The 15,592-nt window shown below is 70.8% G+C and carries 17 protein-coding genes and 1 pseudogene; 12 read left to right on the top strand and 6 right to left on the bottom strand.

The window, feature by feature from the left end; genetic code table 11:
• Nucleotides 1–574 precede the first annotated feature (574 nt).
• Together AB0958_RS41400 and AB0958_RS41405 are read right to left on the bottom strand one after the other, a co-directional pair.
• Entirely contained in the window at nt 575–1,990 is a 1,416-nt protein-coding gene (locus tag AB0958_RS41400; RefSeq protein ID WP_366895655.1) for a hypothetical protein, read from the bottom strand.
• A 323-nt stretch (nt 1,991–2,313) separates the two neighbouring features.
• Entirely contained in the window at nt 2,314–3,411 is a 1,098-nt protein-coding gene (locus AB0958_RS41405) for a barstar family protein (protein ID WP_366895656.1), read from the bottom strand.
• 180 nt (nt 3,412–3,591) lie between these two features.
• On the opposite strand from AB0958_RS41405, the gene AB0958_RS41410 reads away from it, so the two are divergent.
• The 6 genes and pseudogenes from AB0958_RS41410 to AB0958_RS41435 all read left to right on the top strand — a co-directional run bounded on the left by AB0958_RS41410 (nt 3,592) and on the right by AB0958_RS41435 (nt 7,125).
• Complete coding sequence (locus AB0958_RS41410; protein WP_366895657.1) at nt 3,592–4,005, top strand: transposase family protein; 414 nt, start codon at nt 3,592–3,594, stop codon at nt 4,003–4,005.
• Nucleotides 3,929–4,186, top strand: coding sequence for a hypothetical protein (locus AB0958_RS41415; RefSeq protein WP_366895670.1), 258 nt, complete (start codon nt 3,929–3,931; stop codon nt 4,184–4,186). The genes AB0958_RS41410 and AB0958_RS41415 overlap by 77 nt, the downstream gene beginning before the upstream one ends.
• A 111-nt stretch (nt 4,187–4,297) precedes the next feature.
• Nucleotides 4,298–5,092, top strand: coding sequence for a hypothetical protein (locus AB0958_RS41420; protein ID WP_366895658.1), 795 nt, complete (start codon nt 4,298–4,300; stop codon nt 5,090–5,092).
• A 253-nt stretch (nt 5,093–5,345) separates the two neighbouring features.
• Nucleotides 5,346–5,936, top strand: a complete 591-nt coding sequence (locus tag AB0958_RS41425; RefSeq protein WP_366895659.1) for an alpha/beta hydrolase — start codon at nt 5,346–5,348, stop codon at nt 5,934–5,936.
• Nucleotides 5,937–6,039: 103 nt separating this feature from the next.
• Nucleotides 6,040–6,579, top strand: coding sequence for a winged helix-turn-helix domain-containing protein (locus tag AB0958_RS41430; RefSeq protein WP_366895660.1), 540 nt, complete (start codon nt 6,040–6,042; stop codon nt 6,577–6,579).
• A pseudogene (locus AB0958_RS41435) lies at nt 6,576–7,125 on the top strand (transposase). Before AB0958_RS41430 ends, AB0958_RS41435 begins: the two are co-directional and overlap by 4 nt.
• A gap of 417 nt (nt 7,126–7,542) precedes the next feature.
• Here AB0958_RS41435 and AB0958_RS41440 read toward each other — a convergent pair.
• Nucleotides 7,543–7,923, bottom strand: coding sequence for a DUF4440 domain-containing protein (locus tag AB0958_RS41440; protein ID WP_366895661.1), 381 nt, complete (start codon nt 7,921–7,923; stop codon nt 7,543–7,545).
• A 52-nt stretch (nt 7,924–7,975) separates the two neighbouring features.
• The gene (locus AB0958_RS41445) at nt 7,976–8,683 is read right to left on the bottom strand and encodes an alpha/beta fold hydrolase (protein ID WP_366895662.1); all 708 of its coding nucleotides are present in this window, start codon (nt 8,681–8,683) and stop codon (nt 7,976–7,978) included.
• 135 nt (nt 8,684–8,818) lie between these two features.
• Here AB0958_RS41445 and AB0958_RS41450 point away from each other — a divergent pair, with 135 nt between their 5' ends.
• Nucleotides 8,819–9,643 (top strand): helix-turn-helix transcriptional regulator, encoded by an 825-nt coding sequence (locus AB0958_RS41450; protein WP_366895663.1) that lies wholly within the window; start codon nt 8,819–8,821, stop codon nt 9,641–9,643.
• A gap of 506 nt (nt 9,644–10,149) precedes the next feature.
• Nucleotides 10,150–10,329, top strand: coding sequence for a hypothetical protein (locus tag AB0958_RS41455; RefSeq protein ID WP_360512906.1), 180 nt, complete (start codon nt 10,150–10,152; stop codon nt 10,327–10,329).
• A 10-nt stretch (nt 10,330–10,339) separates the two neighbouring features.
• On the opposite strand, the gene AB0958_RS41460 is transcribed toward AB0958_RS41455, so the two are convergent.
• Nucleotides 10,340–11,080, bottom strand: a complete 741-nt coding sequence (locus tag AB0958_RS41460) for an SDR family oxidoreductase (RefSeq protein WP_366895664.1) — start codon at nt 11,078–11,080, stop codon at nt 10,340–10,342.
• Nucleotides 11,081–11,200: 120 nt separating this feature from the next.
• Between AB0958_RS41460 and AB0958_RS41465 the strand changes: the two genes are divergently transcribed.
• Nucleotides 11,201–11,695 carry a nuclear transport factor 2 family protein gene (locus AB0958_RS41465; protein WP_366895665.1) on the top strand — a complete coding sequence of 165 codons (495 nt, stop codon included), beginning with the start codon at nt 11,201–11,203 and terminating at the stop codon, nt 11,693–11,695.
• A gap of 76 nt (nt 11,696–11,771) precedes the next feature.
• Nucleotides 11,772–13,346, top strand: a complete 1,575-nt coding sequence (gene lnt, locus AB0958_RS41470; RefSeq protein WP_366895666.1) for an apolipoprotein N-acyltransferase — start codon at nt 11,772–11,774, stop codon at nt 13,344–13,346.
• On the opposite strand, the gene AB0958_RS41475 is transcribed toward lnt, so the two are convergent.
• Nucleotides 13,264–14,175: a Gfo/Idh/MocA family oxidoreductase gene (locus AB0958_RS41475; protein WP_366895667.1), complete on the bottom strand. Its 912-nt coding sequence runs from the start codon at nt 14,173–14,175 to the stop codon at nt 13,264–13,266. The two genes, lnt and AB0958_RS41475, sit on opposite strands and share 83 nt — an antisense overlap.
• 120 nt (nt 14,176–14,295) lie before the next feature.
• On the opposite strand from AB0958_RS41475, the gene AB0958_RS41480 reads away from it, so the two are divergent.
• Entirely contained in the window at nt 14,296–14,808 is a 513-nt protein-coding gene (locus tag AB0958_RS41480) for a DinB family protein (RefSeq protein WP_366895668.1), read from the top strand.
• Between the two features lie 112 nt (nt 14,809–14,920).
• Nucleotides 14,921–15,409: a hypothetical protein gene (locus AB0958_RS41485; RefSeq protein WP_366895669.1), complete on the top strand. Its 489-nt coding sequence runs from the start codon at nt 14,921–14,923 to the stop codon at nt 15,407–15,409.
• Nucleotides 15,410–15,592 lie beyond the last annotated feature (183 nt).

Consider the following 15,592-nt stretch of genomic DNA (forward strand, 5'->3'; position numbering starts at 1 on the left):
GCGTCAGGTGCGTGCTCTGGGGGTCCCCCCGGCCGGAGGCTGGGGGAGTGCCGGGCCCTGATCCACGTACTGGACGTACTTGGGTCAGGGCCCGGGTCGCAGACGGCCGTCACCATCACCGCCGCACCGGCCATGGGCCACCGGGAATGCCGGAGCCTGCTGCCGGGGGGGGCTGGTGTGTATCGCGCACTGCCGCGCAAGCCAGGGCCGAGCCGGAGTTCGGGACCGTGTACGTACGTTGCCCGTCCGCCGGTGCCCCTACAGCGCGTCCGCCAGGGGCCATCCTGTCGATGCCCATCAGGCAGGCAAAGGGGCCGGAGTAGGTGCATGGCGCCGGTGCGGAGGCCCGCACAAGACCCCCGACCGTGGTCCCGCGGGCCGCACTCGCGCGGCGATCCATCGGCTCTGTACGGATCTCGGCAAGCGGCGCGGGCTGTACCGTCGCGCTGGCCGTCAGTGTGCCGCCGGTACGGTGACGCCTCGCGCGCCGGTGCCAGGCAGGCGTTGCCCGGCACCGGCCTGCGCGCCGTGGCGGAGACCGAGTGGAGGGACCGCTATTTGCTCGGCCCTGTGATCAGTTCACGGTGAGGGCGGCGGAGTCGTTGCGGCTGTCCGGATCGAAGTCGGGCCGGTGGGAGTCGGCCGGGTCCGGTCCCCAGACCAGCTGGACGCTGCCTGCGGCATGGGCGACCACGTCATCGACCCGCAGGGTCACGGCGAAGTTGGTGATCTGTCCTTTGGGCACGATGTAGCTCGGCACGCTGCAGACGTAAGGTCCCTTGGCGGTGGCGGTCGGGTTGTCCTCCTGCCACGGGGCGCAGTTGGCCGAATGGCCGACGGCGGTGGTGTCGGGCGGGAGCGTCACCCAGGCCGTGGGCACTCCCTCACCTCCGCTGCGGTCGTACAGGGTCGCCGGACCGTTTGCGGCCAGGTGGAAGCCGAAGGTCGCGGTCGTGCCCGCACCGGCTTGAGCACTTGCGCCGGAGACCGCGAAGTCGGCGGTGTTGCGGGCCTTGAGGGACGCGATCCCGTAGTCGGTGACGGTGCCGGTCTGCGGCAGGGAGACGGATCCCGCCGGGGCCGAAGAGTGCCGGCCTGCCTTGATCACCTTCAGTTTGAGCGCGGGGGCAGACTTTTTGCCCCACGTCCAGGTGATGCCCTGGCCGTCCGGCCAACCGGGCTGGCCGAGAGGCGCGGTGAGGACGTCGAGGTAGGTGAACAGGGCGGTGGAGTTCACGTGCAGGCGCACCGGCGCGGAAAGGGCAGCCGTCTCTGCGATGTTGATGACACCCTTGGGGTAGCACTTGGCGAAGTGGGCGGCTCCGTTGAACCCGTACTGGCAGTTGGAGTAGTGGTCGGCGAAGTCCAGGCCGGGTGAGGCGGCCAGGACGGTCTGCACGCCGCGAGCGGGACGGTTGCCGGCGTTGGTGAACCGGACCGGTTCCGTGACGTTGCTGCCGACCTTCAGGTTGGTGTGATCGGCGAGGCGGTTCAGGCCGAAGGACGGCCCTCCCACGGTGACCGATCCCGTGCCGCCCACGATCTGCGCATGTGCGGACCGGCCGGTGATCTTGTACGTTCCCGTGGCGCCCAGCCGGCTGCCTCTGAGTGCGGTCAGGGTCAGATGAGTCATGGACCCGAGGCCGGCCTTCGGATTGGCGCCCGACTCGAACGACTCCGAGCACGTGGCAACCAGGCCATGGGCGGTGCAGTTGCTCGAAAACGTTACCTTGGCGATCTTCGACAGACCCCGGGCGTCCACGGTCAGAGTGACATCGTCGGCCGTGAGGTTCTTTGTCTTCGTGTGGAAGTCGAAGTACACGCCTGTCGTGGCAGGAGCGGCCGGCAGGGCCGCCGGAGTCGGCGCGTCCAGGGTGATCACCGGCTGGCCGGAGACAGCACCGGCCGGACCTGCGACCAGCAACGATGCGGCCAGACTCGCAGCCGAGACGAACACGGCGGCTAAGCCGGTGAAGGAATTACGTCTCATCAACGTCCTTATGTTTGAGGGGCTTTGGGTAGATTCGCTGAGCGGACCGGGCGGGACTTCAGCCCCGGCCGCACCACGCCGACCAGCGGGCGGCGGGCACTGGTCCGCCTCCTTCGTACTGCTGAGGTTCCGTGCCGGCACGCCGGTCGCGTCCCCAGTGGTGACGAACAGCACGACCTTAGATCACTGGTATGACAAACGCCTGCGGCATTTCCCTTGAGAACCGGCCCGGGGCTGTCGACGGTCACGTAATTCGGCTCCGGCGACGATCACGTGATGTTCTCTGGCAGACGCGCCGCGGCGCACTTGTGGCGGAGTACAGGTCACGCCAGTGTGACGTGCATGTCGCCCTCGGCCAGGACGTTGAGGACCTCGGCGAACAGGTCGTAGGGCTGGCCGTCCGGTGTCAAGGTCTTGGACAAGTGTTCGCGTGCGGTGACGGCGTCCCGCCAGAGCAGGGTTGCGGGGGCGGTGTAGCCGAAGGTGCCGCCCAGGCAGTCGTCGAGGGCATCCAGGCAGCCGCCAAAGTAGCCGCCCGGTCCGTTCACCGCCTCGCCGAGCGCCAGGTATAGCCCCGGTTCGTCGGTGATGTACCGTCCGTCGAGTTCGTAGGCGTGACGTGCCGGCCGGTCACGGTGGGCGCGCCGGCAGGCACGCTCCCGGACGAGATCGAGCCAGGCCCCGCGGCGCCGGGTATCGAGGCAGGCCCAGGCGCCCAGGGTGTTCGGTGGCCCGGCGAGCCAGCGTTCCCAGATGGGCCGGGCGTATTCGGGGACGGGCGTGAAGAGATTTCCTTCGAGCTCCAGGTCGATCAGGTCCGTCCCGTGGGAGGACGGTTGCCAGGCGGTGACTTTGGTCCACAGCAGTCGTTCCGTGAGGGGTTCGCCCTGGTCGTCCCGTATCTCGAGGGCGGCCTCCTCTAGATCCAGCGCTCGCCGGGTGCCCTTCAGCAGTGCCGCCCTGAGCTGATCACTCGGTGCGAGTCCCCGCAGGACGAGCGGGGGAGCCACCTGCTCGGGTGGCAGGACGCGGGCGAATTCCCGGCCCGAGCCCAGCCACTGGTGGCCGTCGTGCACTCGGACGGAGCCTCTGTGGCCCTCGGGCGGCCCTTCGTAGTCGTCCAGACCGGTGAGCAGCAGACTGTCTGTTCCAGGGAACTGCCCTGAGCACTCCGCATCTTCCAGCAGCCAAGGTTCGAGTCCCTCGTCGTCCGGCACCAGCCACACCCGGCTGCCTACCCAGCCCCGCACCTCGCCGTCTACCGGCACCCAGTCGAGCAGTTCGTACGCCCCGCGTCGGGGCTCCCCGAACAGCCCTTCCACCTCGACGCAGACGCCCCAAGCATGGCCACTCTCCGCCTCAGTCAGCGTGTACCGCGCGGGTCCGCGGTGGTTCTCGTCCTCATGCACGGAGGGAATCATGCCCGGACCAGGCTTTTGCAGCGAACCTCATTTAGCGTGGCCGGTCACGGTCTTTCAAGGCGGAACACTTGAGTTGGCTACAGGTGATCAAGTTCTGTCGGCTCTGGCAGTTCACTTGACGTTCTTTGACCGGCACGCGCCACCGCGCACGGGCCCCTGTGTGATCGGGGAGCATGATCGATGTGCTCATCGCAGAGTGTTGAGGAACTGTTTCCGCACCTGAACGCCGTTGCCGTGGATCGGGTTGAGTCCAATGCGGTGTCGGTGACGTTGTCCGTACGGTCCTTCGCGTCGGCCGCAGCGTGTTCCGGCTGTGGCGCCCGGTCCGCGCGCGTTCACGGCCGCTACCGCCGTTCGTTGGCGGACTCGCCAGTCGCCGGGCGCGGGGTGAAGGTCGTGGTGACGGTGCGCCGTTTCAAATGCGTCAACGACGCCTGCTGCCAGACGACGTTCAGCGAACAGGTCCCGGGCCTCCTCGCCGTTCGCCAGGCGGACGCCGACGCTGACCAATGCGTTGGTGTCGATCGCGCTGGCGCTCGCCGGCCGGGCCGGATCCCGGCTCGCCACCCGGTTGGGGATGCCGTGCGGCCGTGACCTTCTCATCAAGCTGATCCGCGCGCAGCCCGCGCCCAAGGTCCCGAAGATGACCGTGCTCGGCGTCGACGACTTCGCGATCCGGCGCCGTCACTCCTACAACACCCTCCTGATCGACATGGAAACGCACCGGCCAATCGACGTGCTGCCGGATTGCGAAGCCCAGACGCTGGCCGATTGACTGGCCGCGCATCCGGGCGTCGAGATCGTGTGCCGGGACCGGGGCGGCGCCTACGCTGAGGGCGCCCGGGCCGGCGCAACCGACGCTGCGCAAGTCGCAGATCGCTTCCATTTGTGGAAGAACCTGTGTGAGACGGCGCAGAAGACGGTCGTGGCACACCACGGCTGCCTGCGTCAGGCAGCCCGCGCCGAGGCCGAAATCCAGCCAGCGGAACACGCGCCCGCGCCGGAATTCCCCGGCCCGCCGAGCCGGAACTACCCGCTGGCCGACCGGACTCGACAACGCTACGCCGACGTACAGGAATGCCTGGCCCGCGGCTTGTCCAGGGCGGCAGTCGGCCGCGAGTTGAACCTCGACATCCAGACCGTGCGCCGCTTCGCCGACGCCGCCGCCGCCGCCGAGGAGCTGTTGGCCAAAACCGCGCACCGGTCGAGTCGACTGGACCCTTGGCGCGACGTGGTCGACCAGTACTGGAACGCGGGAGTGACCAATGCTCAGGACATCACCGCTGAACTGCGCGTCCTGGGCTTCCCCGGCAGCGTCCAGATCGTCCACCGCTACCTGAGGCCACTGCGTCCGCACGGCGACGGACGCAAACGCGGCCCCGGAAAGTCGGCGCCGACCACACCGGCGATCCCCAAACCGCGCCAGGTCAGCCGCTGGATGCTCACCCATCCCGACCACCTCGACCAGGGCGATGCGCTCGGGCTGAAAACCGCATTGTCCAGCTGCGAGCATCTCGAACGCCTGCACACCTACATCCGCACGTTCGCCACCATCATGAAACAGCGACGTGGCGCCGACCTTCCCGCCTGGCTGGACACCGTGGACGCCGACGACTCCCGGCACTACACACGCTTGCCATCGGCTTGCGCCGCGACCTGGACGCCGTCATCAACGGGCTGACCTTGCAACATGACTCAGATGCTGTCGAGGGCGCTGTGACGCGTATCAAGGCCCCCAAACGCCAGCGCTACGGGCGAGCCAACTTCGACAATCCTCAGACTTCGGATACTGCTGACGCCTTGACCACGCCACGTGATCGTCGCCAGAGCCCGTAATTCCCCAGGGTTCATGGTCACGTAATTCCCCAGGTGATGGTTGTGGCGGCGTTCGAACACCGGGAGTCACGTGATCAGCTGACTAGTAGTCTGCGGCCATGTCTGATCCCGTCCCCTTCGCCATGCCCACCCGTTTCGACGGAGGCCGAGATCGTGTCGCGGTTGTCGTTCCAGGTGTCGGTTACTCACCTGCCCGGCCGCTGCTTCACTTCGCCCGGAGCGTCCTGCTCCAGCACGGCTGGACGGTCCAAGAGCTGTGGTGGCAGATCCCCAATGGGTTCGCGCAGTTCACGGTGGACGATCGGATCGCATGGGTGGAGCGGCAGGTCGCCGAGGCCATCGAAGCCGAGGCAGGGGCTTGCCGGCTCGTCGTCGGCAAGTCCCTGGGCTCCCTGGCCTGCGGCATCGCAGCTGACAGGAACATCCCGGCAGCCTGGCTCACCCCGGTCCTGACCCTCGACCACGTTGCCGCGGCTCTCCGGCGAGCCATGGCGCCGACCCTCCTCATCGGCGGAAGCGCCGACAAGGTCTGGGATGCACGCATTGCTGCGTCCCTGCGACACGATGTCCTGGAAGTGCCCTCGGCGGACCATGGCCTGGAGCTTGCGGACGACGCCGCAGGATCGGTTGACGTCCTGAGGCAAGTCGTCTCTCGGCTGGACCACTTCGTAGGCTCGCTCGGCCGCTGAGGGCATCTAAGAAGATCGGCTCGGGCGGGTTTCAATTACTGACCTTTGCGGCGTGGTGTCGTCGCGGGCTGACGATGTGTGATCGTCGCGGTATGCCTGTTGTGTGAGGTATCCGCAGGGTGGTGGGCTGACGCCTGAACGGCAGTTGTTTCGCGAGCGGATCCGGCTGGAGGCCGCGGAGCGATTCGCTGGGGGTGCCTCCAACACGGAGGTCGCCAAGGACTTACGGGTGAGTGTGCACTCGGTGCAGCGCTGGCGCCGAGCCTGGCGCGACGCCGGCATCGAGGGGCTGCGGTCTGCCGGTCCCGTCTCACGGCCCAAGCTGAGTGAGGCCCTGTTCACCGTGCTCGAGCAGGAGCTGGCGAAAGGGCCGGTCGCGCATGGCTGGCCGGACCAGACGTGGACGCTGACGCGGATCAAGACGCTGATCGGGCGCCGGTTCCACAAGAGCATGACGCCGTCGGCGATCGCGCGGATGCTGCACCGGCACGGCTTCAGCCACCAGGTCCCCGTCCGCCGGGCCATCGAGCGCGACGAGCAGGCCGTGGCGGGCTGGGTGAAGGAGACCTGGCCGCAGGTGGAAGGTCCATGGCGGCGCTCGACGCCTGGCTGTGCTTCGAAGACGAGGCCGGCTTCTCGATGACGCCGCCCACCACACGGACCTGGGCCCGGCGCGGACGCACACCCGTCATCCGGGTGAGGGGACGCTCCCAGCGCCGCTTCTCCATCGCCGCTCTGGCCTGCTACAAGCATGGTGAGCGCTCACGGCTGATCTACCGGCCCAAGCGGCATCTCGATCACAAGCGTGGCGGCAGACGCAGTTTCACCTGGACCGACTACCGCGACCTGCTCATCGCCGCGCACCAGCAGCTCGGCGCACCCCCTTGTGCTCGTGTGGGACAACCTCAATGTCCACAAGGACCGCCGACTGCGGGAGTTCATCGACACCCACGACTGGATCACCTGCTACTTCCTGCCTGCCTATGCACCGGACCTCAACCCGGTCGAGGGCATCTGGTCCCTGCTGCGGCGCAGCAGCCAGGCCAACACCGCCTTCACCGACCCCGACCACCTCATCAGCACGCTCCGACACGGCCTCCGCCAGATCCAGTACCGCAGCAACCTCATTAACGGATGCCTCGCCGAAACCGGCCTCACCTTGACGACATCACAGCGACAACGTCAGTAGCTGCTGGCGGAGGTGTCCGGCTTGCCAGGGTGAAGGCGACCGATTCGCAAGGAATCGCTAACTGTCGCTCAGACCACTCGAAACAGGGAAGATCATGCAATTCCGAGCGTAGTCAGCGGCGTCATCCGCGATCGGCGTCCCGGTGGGGAATCGTGACCATGGGGTGGGGAATTGGCTGACACTGATCATGCAGATCGTGGGGAATTATCTGACCGCCGACAGCGGCGCCCGTGCGAGCTCGTCCTTGACGTCATCAGAGCAACGTGCCGCCCGCCTAAAGACCGGGTCCGCAGGGATCATGCCCGGGAAGCCGGGCGCCTCCGCGGCATACGACTGTTCATGAAGTGGATCTCCAACAAGAAGTCGGCGGGCTGAGGCGGGCGCCCTCCGGGCGACGGCCGGCGGGCGCGGGTCTTCTCAGGCGGCGGCCGGGGTGCCCTGGTGGTAGTAGAGCCGCCAGCCCGTCGCGGTGAGCCGCCACACGGAGCTGCGCCAGACGCGCCGCCCCTGGTTGTCGCCGAAGTACCTCAGCAGCACGACGCCCGGGGCCAGGACCGTGCCCGACATGTCGCTGACCTCGACCGGCGCTTCGGGGGACACCGATCCGCCGCTGGTCACGGTCAGGATGGAGGTCGCGTCCCAGCGCCGGCCGGACGCCCCCACCTCGGTGAACTCCGGGTCGAGCAGCTCCAGGACGAGGGCCGGCTCGGCCCGCACCGCCGGGTCGAGCAGTCGTAGCTCCCCGTCGATCGCCGCCCGCACCGCCCGCTCGTCCTCGTCCACGTCTTCGTCCGTCATACCCGGAGCCTAGGCGGTCGCGCCGCCCGGGCCGAGCGGGTTTCCCGCGGGCTCAGCCCACCTTGAGCAGGAGCTCGGTCAGTTCGGCCGGCATGGTGATCATGCAGTCGTGGCCGGTGGGGAGTTCCCACACCGGCCGGCCCGCCGGGACCGGACGCCGGACGATGCCCGGCGGTACGGCGCCGACACAGTGGATGTGGGTGCGGGGGACCCGGTGCCCGGTCGGGTTGTCCAGCCGTACCGGCTGCTGGAAGCACCGCACCGGCATGTCGGACAGCATCGAACGCAGCCAGGCCAGGTCCGCCGCCTCGGTGACCCCGAACAGTCCGTAGGGCGGCGGCAGTTCGGGCAGCGGCGGGACGCGCCAGCCGCTGTCGGACGCCAGCGCTCGGTCGATCAGGTCCTGGGTCGCCGGCTGGACGTCGGCAGCGGTCTCACCGTGCTCCGGGACCATCGCGTCGAGATGGACGACGTGCCCGATCCGCTCGGGGATCCGGTCGACGACGGACGAGACGACCAGCCCCCCGTAGCTGTGCCCCACCAGTACGACATCGGTGAGCCCCTCGTCCTCGATCAGCCCGACGACGTCGTCGACGTGGGTGTCCAGGCCGACCTCGGGACCCAGCAGCCCCGCCCTGTCCCCGAGGCCGGTCAGCGAGGGGGCGAGCACCCGGTGTCCGGCCGTGGTCAGCAACGGCACCACCCTCTCCCAGCACTCCCCGCCGTGCCAGGCACCGTGCACCAGCAGATACGTCGACATGTCGTCCTCCTCGGACCGCTCTCTCGGCTGTCACCGAGCACGCTTCCGGCACGGCGCCGGCCGAGGCAGCACCCCGGCGATCCTGGGGGTGACAGGACCAGGCACGGGTGCGGCGGGCCGCCTTACGGTGGGGGGATGACCGACGAACCGAACCTGCTGGGCGCGTACGTGCGGGCCCGCCGCGAGCTGGTCACGCCCGAGCAGGTCGGCATCCCCGTGCTCGGCGTACGTCGGGTGCCCGGACTGCGCCGCGAGGAGGTCGCGATGCTGGCCGGCATCAGCGCCGACTACTACCTGCGCCTGGAGCAGGGCCGCGACCGCAATCCCTCCGCGCAGGTCCTGGAGTCCATCGCCCGGGTGCTGAGGCTCGACGAGGAGGCCACGGCGTATCTGCTCGGTCTCGGTTCCGCGGCGCCCCGCCGACGCCGGCGCCGTGCCCGGAAGGAGGCCGTGCCGCCCGGCATCGTGCAGCTCGTCGCCGCCCTCCCGCTCCCCGCGTACGTGGAGGGCCGCCGCTTCGACGTGCTGGCCGTCAACGCACTCGCGACCGCGCTGTCCCCCCGCCTCACGGTCGGCGCCAACCGGCTCCGGGACACCTTCCTCGACCCCGCCGAGCAGGCCCTGCACCCGGACTGGGAGAACGCCGGGGCCGGCATGGTCGCCGGATTCCGCCGGTCCGTCGGCACCGACGTCGACGACCCCGGCGTGATCGACCTCGTCGGCGAACTGTCCCTCGCGAGCCCGCGGTTCAGCCGGCTCTGGGCCCGTCACGACGTGGCCGGCTGCGAGGGCACGGCCAAGCACCTCGACCACCCTCAGGTCGGGCGCCTCCGGCTGAACCGGGAACGGCTGGGCATCGCGGGCACGGCGGGCCAGACACTCGTCGTCCACCACCCGGAACCGGGCAGCGACAGCGCGGAGAAACTCGCGCTCCTCGCCGCCACGCTGCACACGATGTGACACGGGGACCGAGAACGCCACCCCGTCCCCCGACACGACACGACACCGGAGCACGGACGCCACCCCACCCCCGGCGCGACACCGGTACGCGGAAGCCGGCCCGTCTCACGGCCCGGCGCCCGGAGCGCGGACGACAGCGCGCCACCCGTGGCACGACGCCCGGGAGCGTGGACGCCGTCCCGACGCAGCGCGGTGCGGGCTCGGGGTCGCCACCGCGCTCACGACGCACGGCACGACACCGAAAGCGCCACCCCGCTCACGATGTGGCGGCTCATCTCGGCCAACCCTCGGCTCCCGCCCCTTCCCTGCGGTCCGGTGCCGGCGCACCGGCTCCGGCGAGGGCGAAGGGCCGTCGCCGGGATCACGGCCGGTCCGGGGCGCGCCCACCCGCCCGGCGCGTGCCGAGGCCCGGCCGTCGGTGCGCCGCGCCGCCCGTGACCAACCCCATACGGTCTCCGTAGCGGACCGGTAGCGCACGGTCAGCTCCTGCCCCTACGCTGTTGCTCATGTCCCCCGATTCCCGAACCCCTGGTTCCGTGCGGTCTGCTGCCGAGGTCAACGAGCACATCCGGGCGCTGTGGCTGCGTGCGCGTGGATCGCTGTCGGCGCAGGAGCGGTCGGAGTACGAGCTGTTGGTGGTCGAGTGGGCCGAGGCGATCCGCGGGCAGATCATCGAGGCGGCCTGAGGGCCGGCGCTCACCGCCCGCCGGCCACCCGCAGGATCGTGCCGGTTGTGTAGGAGGCCTCCGGCGACAGCAGCCAGGCGATGGCGGCGGCGATCTCCTCCGGCAGGCCCGCCCGTCCCAACGGCACGGCGGCCCCGATCCGCCGGGCCCGGTCGGGGTCGCCCATCGCCGCGTGCATCTCGGTGTCGACGGCGCCGGGCGCGACCGCGTTGACCCGTACCCCGTCCGGGCCGAGCTCCTTGGCGAGGCCCACCGTCAGGGCGTCGACGGCCGCCTTCGTCGCCGCGTAGTGGACGAACTCGCCGGGGCTGCCGAGGGTGGCGGCCCCGGAGGACACGTTCACGATCGCCCCGCCGCCCCGCCGGGCCATCTGCCGGGCCGCCCGCCGCGCACACAGCAGCGTCCCCAGCAGGTTGACCTCGACGACCCTGCGCAGATCGGCGGTTTCGGCATCCGCCAGCCGCCCCAGCGGCCCCGTCACACCGGCGTTGTTGACCAGCCCGGTGACGATCCCCAGCTCCCGCTCCGCGGTGTCGAACAGCCGCTCCACATCCGCCTCCACCGCCGTGTCCACCTGTACGACGGCGCAGCGCGCCCCGGCCTTCGCCACCCCCTCGGCGACCGTCGCGGCGGCGTCCGCGTCCCGGACGTAGCCGATCACGACATCGTGACCGTCCGCCGCGAGCCGCAGACAGGTCGCGGCCCCGATACCGCGGCTGCCACCGGTGACCACCGTGACGGGACGTGCCATACGAGCCTCCTCAGAACGATCAGGCGGCGATCCTACGACCCGCGCTCGCACCGGTCCGAACGGCAGCGAATATCGCTCCCACCCCTTGGCTGGGTGCGCTCCGTGCCCAAAACTGAGCCGATGACGCAGCGCGTGGAACTCGCGACCGTGATGGACCGGCTGGCCGTGGACGAGGTGGTCACCGCGTACGCGGTCGCCGTCGACGACGGCGACTGGGCTGCGTACCGGGCCCTGTTCACCGCGGACGGGCGGGCCGACTACCGCTCCGCCGGGGGGATCGAGGGCGGCGCGGGTCAGGTCGCCGGGTGGCTCTCGGAGAACCTGGCCCTCTTCTCGATGCGGCAGCATCTGATCGTCAACCGCCGGGTGCGCTTCGGGACGCTGGAGCACGACACCGGTGACACCGCCCACGTCCAGGCCGACTACGTGAACCCGATGCGGTTCGCCGGGGGTGACGGCGGCGAAGGGGCGGCCACCGCCCCGGACTTCGTGTGCGGCGGCCGCTATTCCTTCGCGTTCCTGCGCACCGGCGAGGGCTGGCGGCTGCGGACGGTGGTCGTCGAGGAGCGGTGGCGCGCGCTGCCCGGCCCGCGCCCGGCGGCCGTGCCCGGCTGAGCCCGCGGCCATGCCCCCTGTCGAAGCTCCCGGCCGGTCCCGCACACTGGAAGGACCCGCAGGCAGGAGGCGACGCATGAGGACCGTAGAACGCTGGCTCACCTCCCCGTGGCGGCGTTCCTGTGTCGGGGCGTTCGCGGGCGCGCTGCCCGTGCTGGCCTTTCCGGCACCGTCCTTGTGGTGGTTCGCCTATGTCGCGCTGGTCCCGTGGCTGCTGCTGGCCCGCTCGGCGCCGACCGGGCGGCGCGCGGCGTACGACGGCTGGTGCGGGGGCTTCGGGTTCATGGTGGCCGTGCACCACTGGCTGCTGCCGAGTCTGCACGTCTTCATCTTCCTGATCGCCGGGCTGCTGAGCGTGTTCTGGGCGCCCTGGGGCTGGCTGACGCGCCGGCTGCTGGGCGGGGTGCCGTCGCCGGGGCGGGCGGCCGCCGCGGTGCTGGTGCTGCCGTCGGGCTGGCTGATGGTGGAGCTGGTGCGGTCCTGGCAGGGGCTGGGCGGGCCGTGGGGCATGCTCGGCGCGACCCAGTGGCAGGTGTCCCCGGCGCTCCGGCTGGCCTCCGTGGGCGGGGTGTGGCTGCTGAGCTTCCTGGTGGTGGCCGTGAACGTGGCCGTCGCCGTGCTCGTCTCGGTGCGCGAGGCGCGGGTGCCGGCGGTCGCCTCGCTGGTGGCCACGGCGGCCGCGACCTCCGCCGCCTGGGTGTGGTCACCGCGCCCGGAGGTCGACGGGCACGTGCGGATCGCCGTCGTACAGCCCGGCATCGTCGACGGCTCCGACAGTGGCGACCGGCGCTTCGACCGCGAGGAGCAGTTGACGCGGCAGTTGGCGGGGCAGCACCCCGATCTGATCGTGTGGGGCGAGAGCAGCGTCGGCTTCGACCTGGGCGACCGGCCCGACCTCGCGCGCCGGATCGCCGCCCTGTCCCGGGTGACCGGTGCGGACATCCTGGTGAACGTCGACGCCCGGCGCTCGGACCGGCCCGGCATCTACAAGAGCTCCCTCCTGGTGGGCGCCGACGGGCCGACCGGCGAGCGGTACGACAAGATGCGGCTGGTGCCCTTCGGCGAGTACATACCGGCCCGCTCGCTGCTCGGCTGGGCCACCTCGGTGGGCAAGGCGGCCGGTGAGGACCGGCGGCGCGGTACCGAGCAGGTGGTGATGAACGTCGGCCACGGGCTGCGCGTCGGCCCGATGGTCTGCTTCGAGACGGCGTTCCCCGACATGAGCCGGCATCTCGCACAGGACGGGGCCGAGGTGCTGATAGGCCAGTCCTCGACCTCCTCGTTCCAGCACAGCTGGGCCCCCGAGCAGCACGCCTCACTGGGCGCCCTGCGAGCCGCCGAGACCGGCCGGACGATGGTCCACGCCACGCTGACCGGGGTGTCCGCCGTGTACGGCCCGGACGGGGCGCGCCTGGGCCCGTGGCTGGGCACGGACGCGAGCGAGGCCCGGGTCTACGAGGTGCCGGTCGCGCACGGTGTCACCCCGTTCGTGCGCTTCGGCGACTGGGCGGTGGACGGTGCGCTGCTGGTGCTCGCCGTGTTCTGCCTGAGCGAGGGGGTGTGGGCGGTCAGGCTGCGCCGGGGCGCCGCCGAACCTCTCGTACCACCCGCTCGCACAGTTCGTGAGTCGCAAGTGCGTCCCGGGCGCTGAGCACCTTCCCGGCCCGGACCGCGTCGAGGAAGGCGAACACGGCCTGTTCGATGCCGCGCTGCCGGGCGACCGGGACCCAGTCGCCGCGCCGCCGGACCGAGGGCTGCCCCTTGTGGTCGATCACCTCGGCGAGGTTGAGGACCTGGCGTTTGGTGTCCTGCCCGGAGACCTCGAGGATCTCCTCCGCCGAGCCGCTGAGCCGGTTCATCACGCCGAGGGCGGTGAAGCCGTCCCCGGACAGCTGGAGGACCACGTGGTGGAGCAGTCCGTCGACGACCCGGGCGCGGACGGTGACGTCGTCGACCGGGCCGGGGGCGAGGAAGCGCAGGGTGTCGACGACGTGGATGAAGTCGTCGAGGATCATCGTGCGGGGTTCCTCGGGCAGCCCGACCCGGTTCTTCTGCATCAGGATCAGCTCGCGCGGATGGTCGGCGCACTGCACGTAGCCGGGGGCGTGGCGCCGGTTGAAGCCGACGGACAGCGACACGTCCCGCGCCTCGGCGAGCGCCACCAGCCGCTCGGAGTCGGCGAGATGGTAGGCCAGCGGCTTGTCGACGTACGTCGGTACGCCCGCCTCCAGGAGCCGGGTGACGATCTCGGGGTGGGCGCCCGTCGGCGCGTGCACGAAGGCGGCGTCCAGGTCCTGGGCGAGGAGGTCGTCGAGGGTGGCGTGCCGCCGTCCGGCCGGCAGGTGGAGGGTGTCGGCGACCCGGTCGAGGGTGGCGGGGGTACGGGTCTGGAGGTGCAGTTCGAGCCCCGGGTGCGTGCCCAGCACCGGCAGGTACGCCTTCTGCGCGATGTCACCGAGTCCGATGCAGCCGACCTTCACTGACGCTCCTCCGGCGTTTGCCTGCGCAGGTCCCCGCGCAGGTCCCCGCGCAGGTCTGTGGGGAAGCATACGGGCCGATAATCCGTGGTGGGATCGAGCGGGTTCGGCGAGGATGCCGGGATGACGACCGAACGCCGTTTGCCCGAGACCGACGCCGACGAACGCACCATGTTGGAGGGCTGGCTGGAGTTCCACCGGAAAACCCTCGCGGTGAAGTGCGAGGGCCTGACCGACGCCCAGCTCAGGACCGCCTCCGTGGAGCCGTCCCCGTTGTCCCTGATGGGGCTGGTACGGCACATGGCGGACGTGGAGCGGTCGTGGTACCGCAGGGTGCTCGCGGGGGCGGAGGCTGCGCCGTTGTACTGGAGCGACGAGGATCCCGACGGGGAGTTCCACCTCACCGAAGGGGACACCTGGCAGGAGGCGTACGCGGCCTGGCAGGCCGAGATCGAGGCCGCCAGGGCCGTCGCGGCCGACTTCGGCCTCGACGATCTCTCCAAGGGCCGCCACCGCCGTACCGGCAAGTACATCAGCCTGCGCTGGATCCACACCCACATGATCGAGGAGTACGCCCGGCACAACGGTCACGCCGACCTGATCCGGGAGCGGATCGACGGCGCGACCGGCGACTGACGTCAGCCTCGCGGCCGCCCGCCCCCCGTACGGGGCACGAGATCACCCGTGCGGGGCACCGAACTCCCGTCGGCGGTGTCAACTCCTGCTCCGAGCCAGCAGAGTTGCCCGCGTGCATCGAACGACGACGACCGCAGCGCTCCTGGTCACCGTGACCGTCTCGGCCCTGTCCGGCTGTGTGACGGTGCAGCGTCCGGCCGTGCCCGGCCCGCCGCCGGGTACGGCGCCCTCGCTGCCGTCGGTGCCCCGCCCGGACGGCAGCACCGAACCGAAGGTGGTGCAGGCCCCGGCCAAGGAGGCCCTGGAGATGGTCGGCCCGCGCCGGACCCGTGACCGTCCCCCGTCCGCGGCCCCGCACGACGCCCCGCCGCCTCCTGCCCCGCCCCACCACCGCACGCCGCTCCCCCACGCGGCCGCCGGGCACCCTCGCTCCCCCTCACCGCCGCATCCGCACCGGACGCGGAGTCCGCACGTCGACATCCCGGACGTCACCCGTTCCGCGCCGAAGGCCCCGGACGTGTGCGCCCTCGGCAGGCAGTACGGCGGCTGGCGCGCGGACAGCCCGCAGGCCACGATCTGCGAACAGACGTACGGGCACTGAGGCCCACCCCCGGCCGGCCCCCACGGCCGCCGGCCGCCGGTGCCTGTCCTGGCACTAGGCCCTTCTGATGGATCTCCGCGGCGTCGCGACGCCCGGCACGCACGCTCGACGCACGGGGTGGCGGGCCAGGTGGCTCCGCCACCTGACCCGACACGCATCCGCGGCCGCCCCGGCGCACTTTCC

Origin of the sequence: Streptomyces sp. NPDC006655, from assembly GCF_040703965.1 — a bacterium.
In the GTDB taxonomy this organism is placed as follows: domain Bacteria; phylum Actinomycetota; class Actinomycetes; order Streptomycetales; family Streptomycetaceae; genus Streptomyces.

Coding starts and splice junctions, on each gene's coding strand:
- AB0958_RS41400 (WP_366895655.1), bottom strand. CDS start 1,990: ATGAGACGTAATTCCTTCACCGGCTTAGCCGCCGTGTTCGTCTCGGCT.
- AB0958_RS41405 (WP_366895656.1), bottom strand. CDS start 3,411: ATGATTCCCTCCGTGCATGAGGACGAGAACCACCGCGGACCCGCGCGG.
- AB0958_RS41410 (WP_366895657.1), top strand. CDS start 3,592: ATGTGCTCATCGCAGAGTGTTGAGGAACTGTTTCCGCACCTGAACGCC.
- AB0958_RS41425 (WP_366895659.1), top strand. CDS start 5,346: ATGTCTGATCCCGTCCCCTTCGCCATGCCCACCCGTTTCGACGGAGGC.
- AB0958_RS41440 (WP_366895661.1), bottom strand. CDS start 7,923: ATGACGGACGAAGACGTGGACGAGGACGAGCGGGCGGTGCGGGCGGCG.
- AB0958_RS41445 (WP_366895662.1), bottom strand. CDS start 8,683: ATGTCGACGTATCTGCTGGTGCACGGTGCCTGGCACGGCGGGGAGTGC.
- AB0958_RS41450 (WP_366895663.1), top strand. CDS start 8,819: ATGACCGACGAACCGAACCTGCTGGGCGCGTACGTGCGGGCCCGCCGC.
- AB0958_RS41455 (WP_360512906.1), top strand. CDS start 10,150: ATGTCCCCCGATTCCCGAACCCCTGGTTCCGTGCGGTCTGCTGCCGAG.
- AB0958_RS41460 (WP_366895664.1), bottom strand. CDS start 11,080: ATGGCACGTCCCGTCACGGTGGTCACCGGTGGCAGCCGCGGTATCGGG.
- AB0958_RS41465 (WP_366895665.1), top strand. CDS start 11,201: ATGACGCAGCGCGTGGAACTCGCGACCGTGATGGACCGGCTGGCCGTG.
- lnt (WP_366895666.1), top strand. CDS start 11,772: ATGAGGACCGTAGAACGCTGGCTCACCTCCCCGTGGCGGCGTTCCTGT.
- AB0958_RS41480 (WP_366895668.1), top strand. CDS start 14,296: ATGACGACCGAACGCCGTTTGCCCGAGACCGACGCCGACGAACGCACC.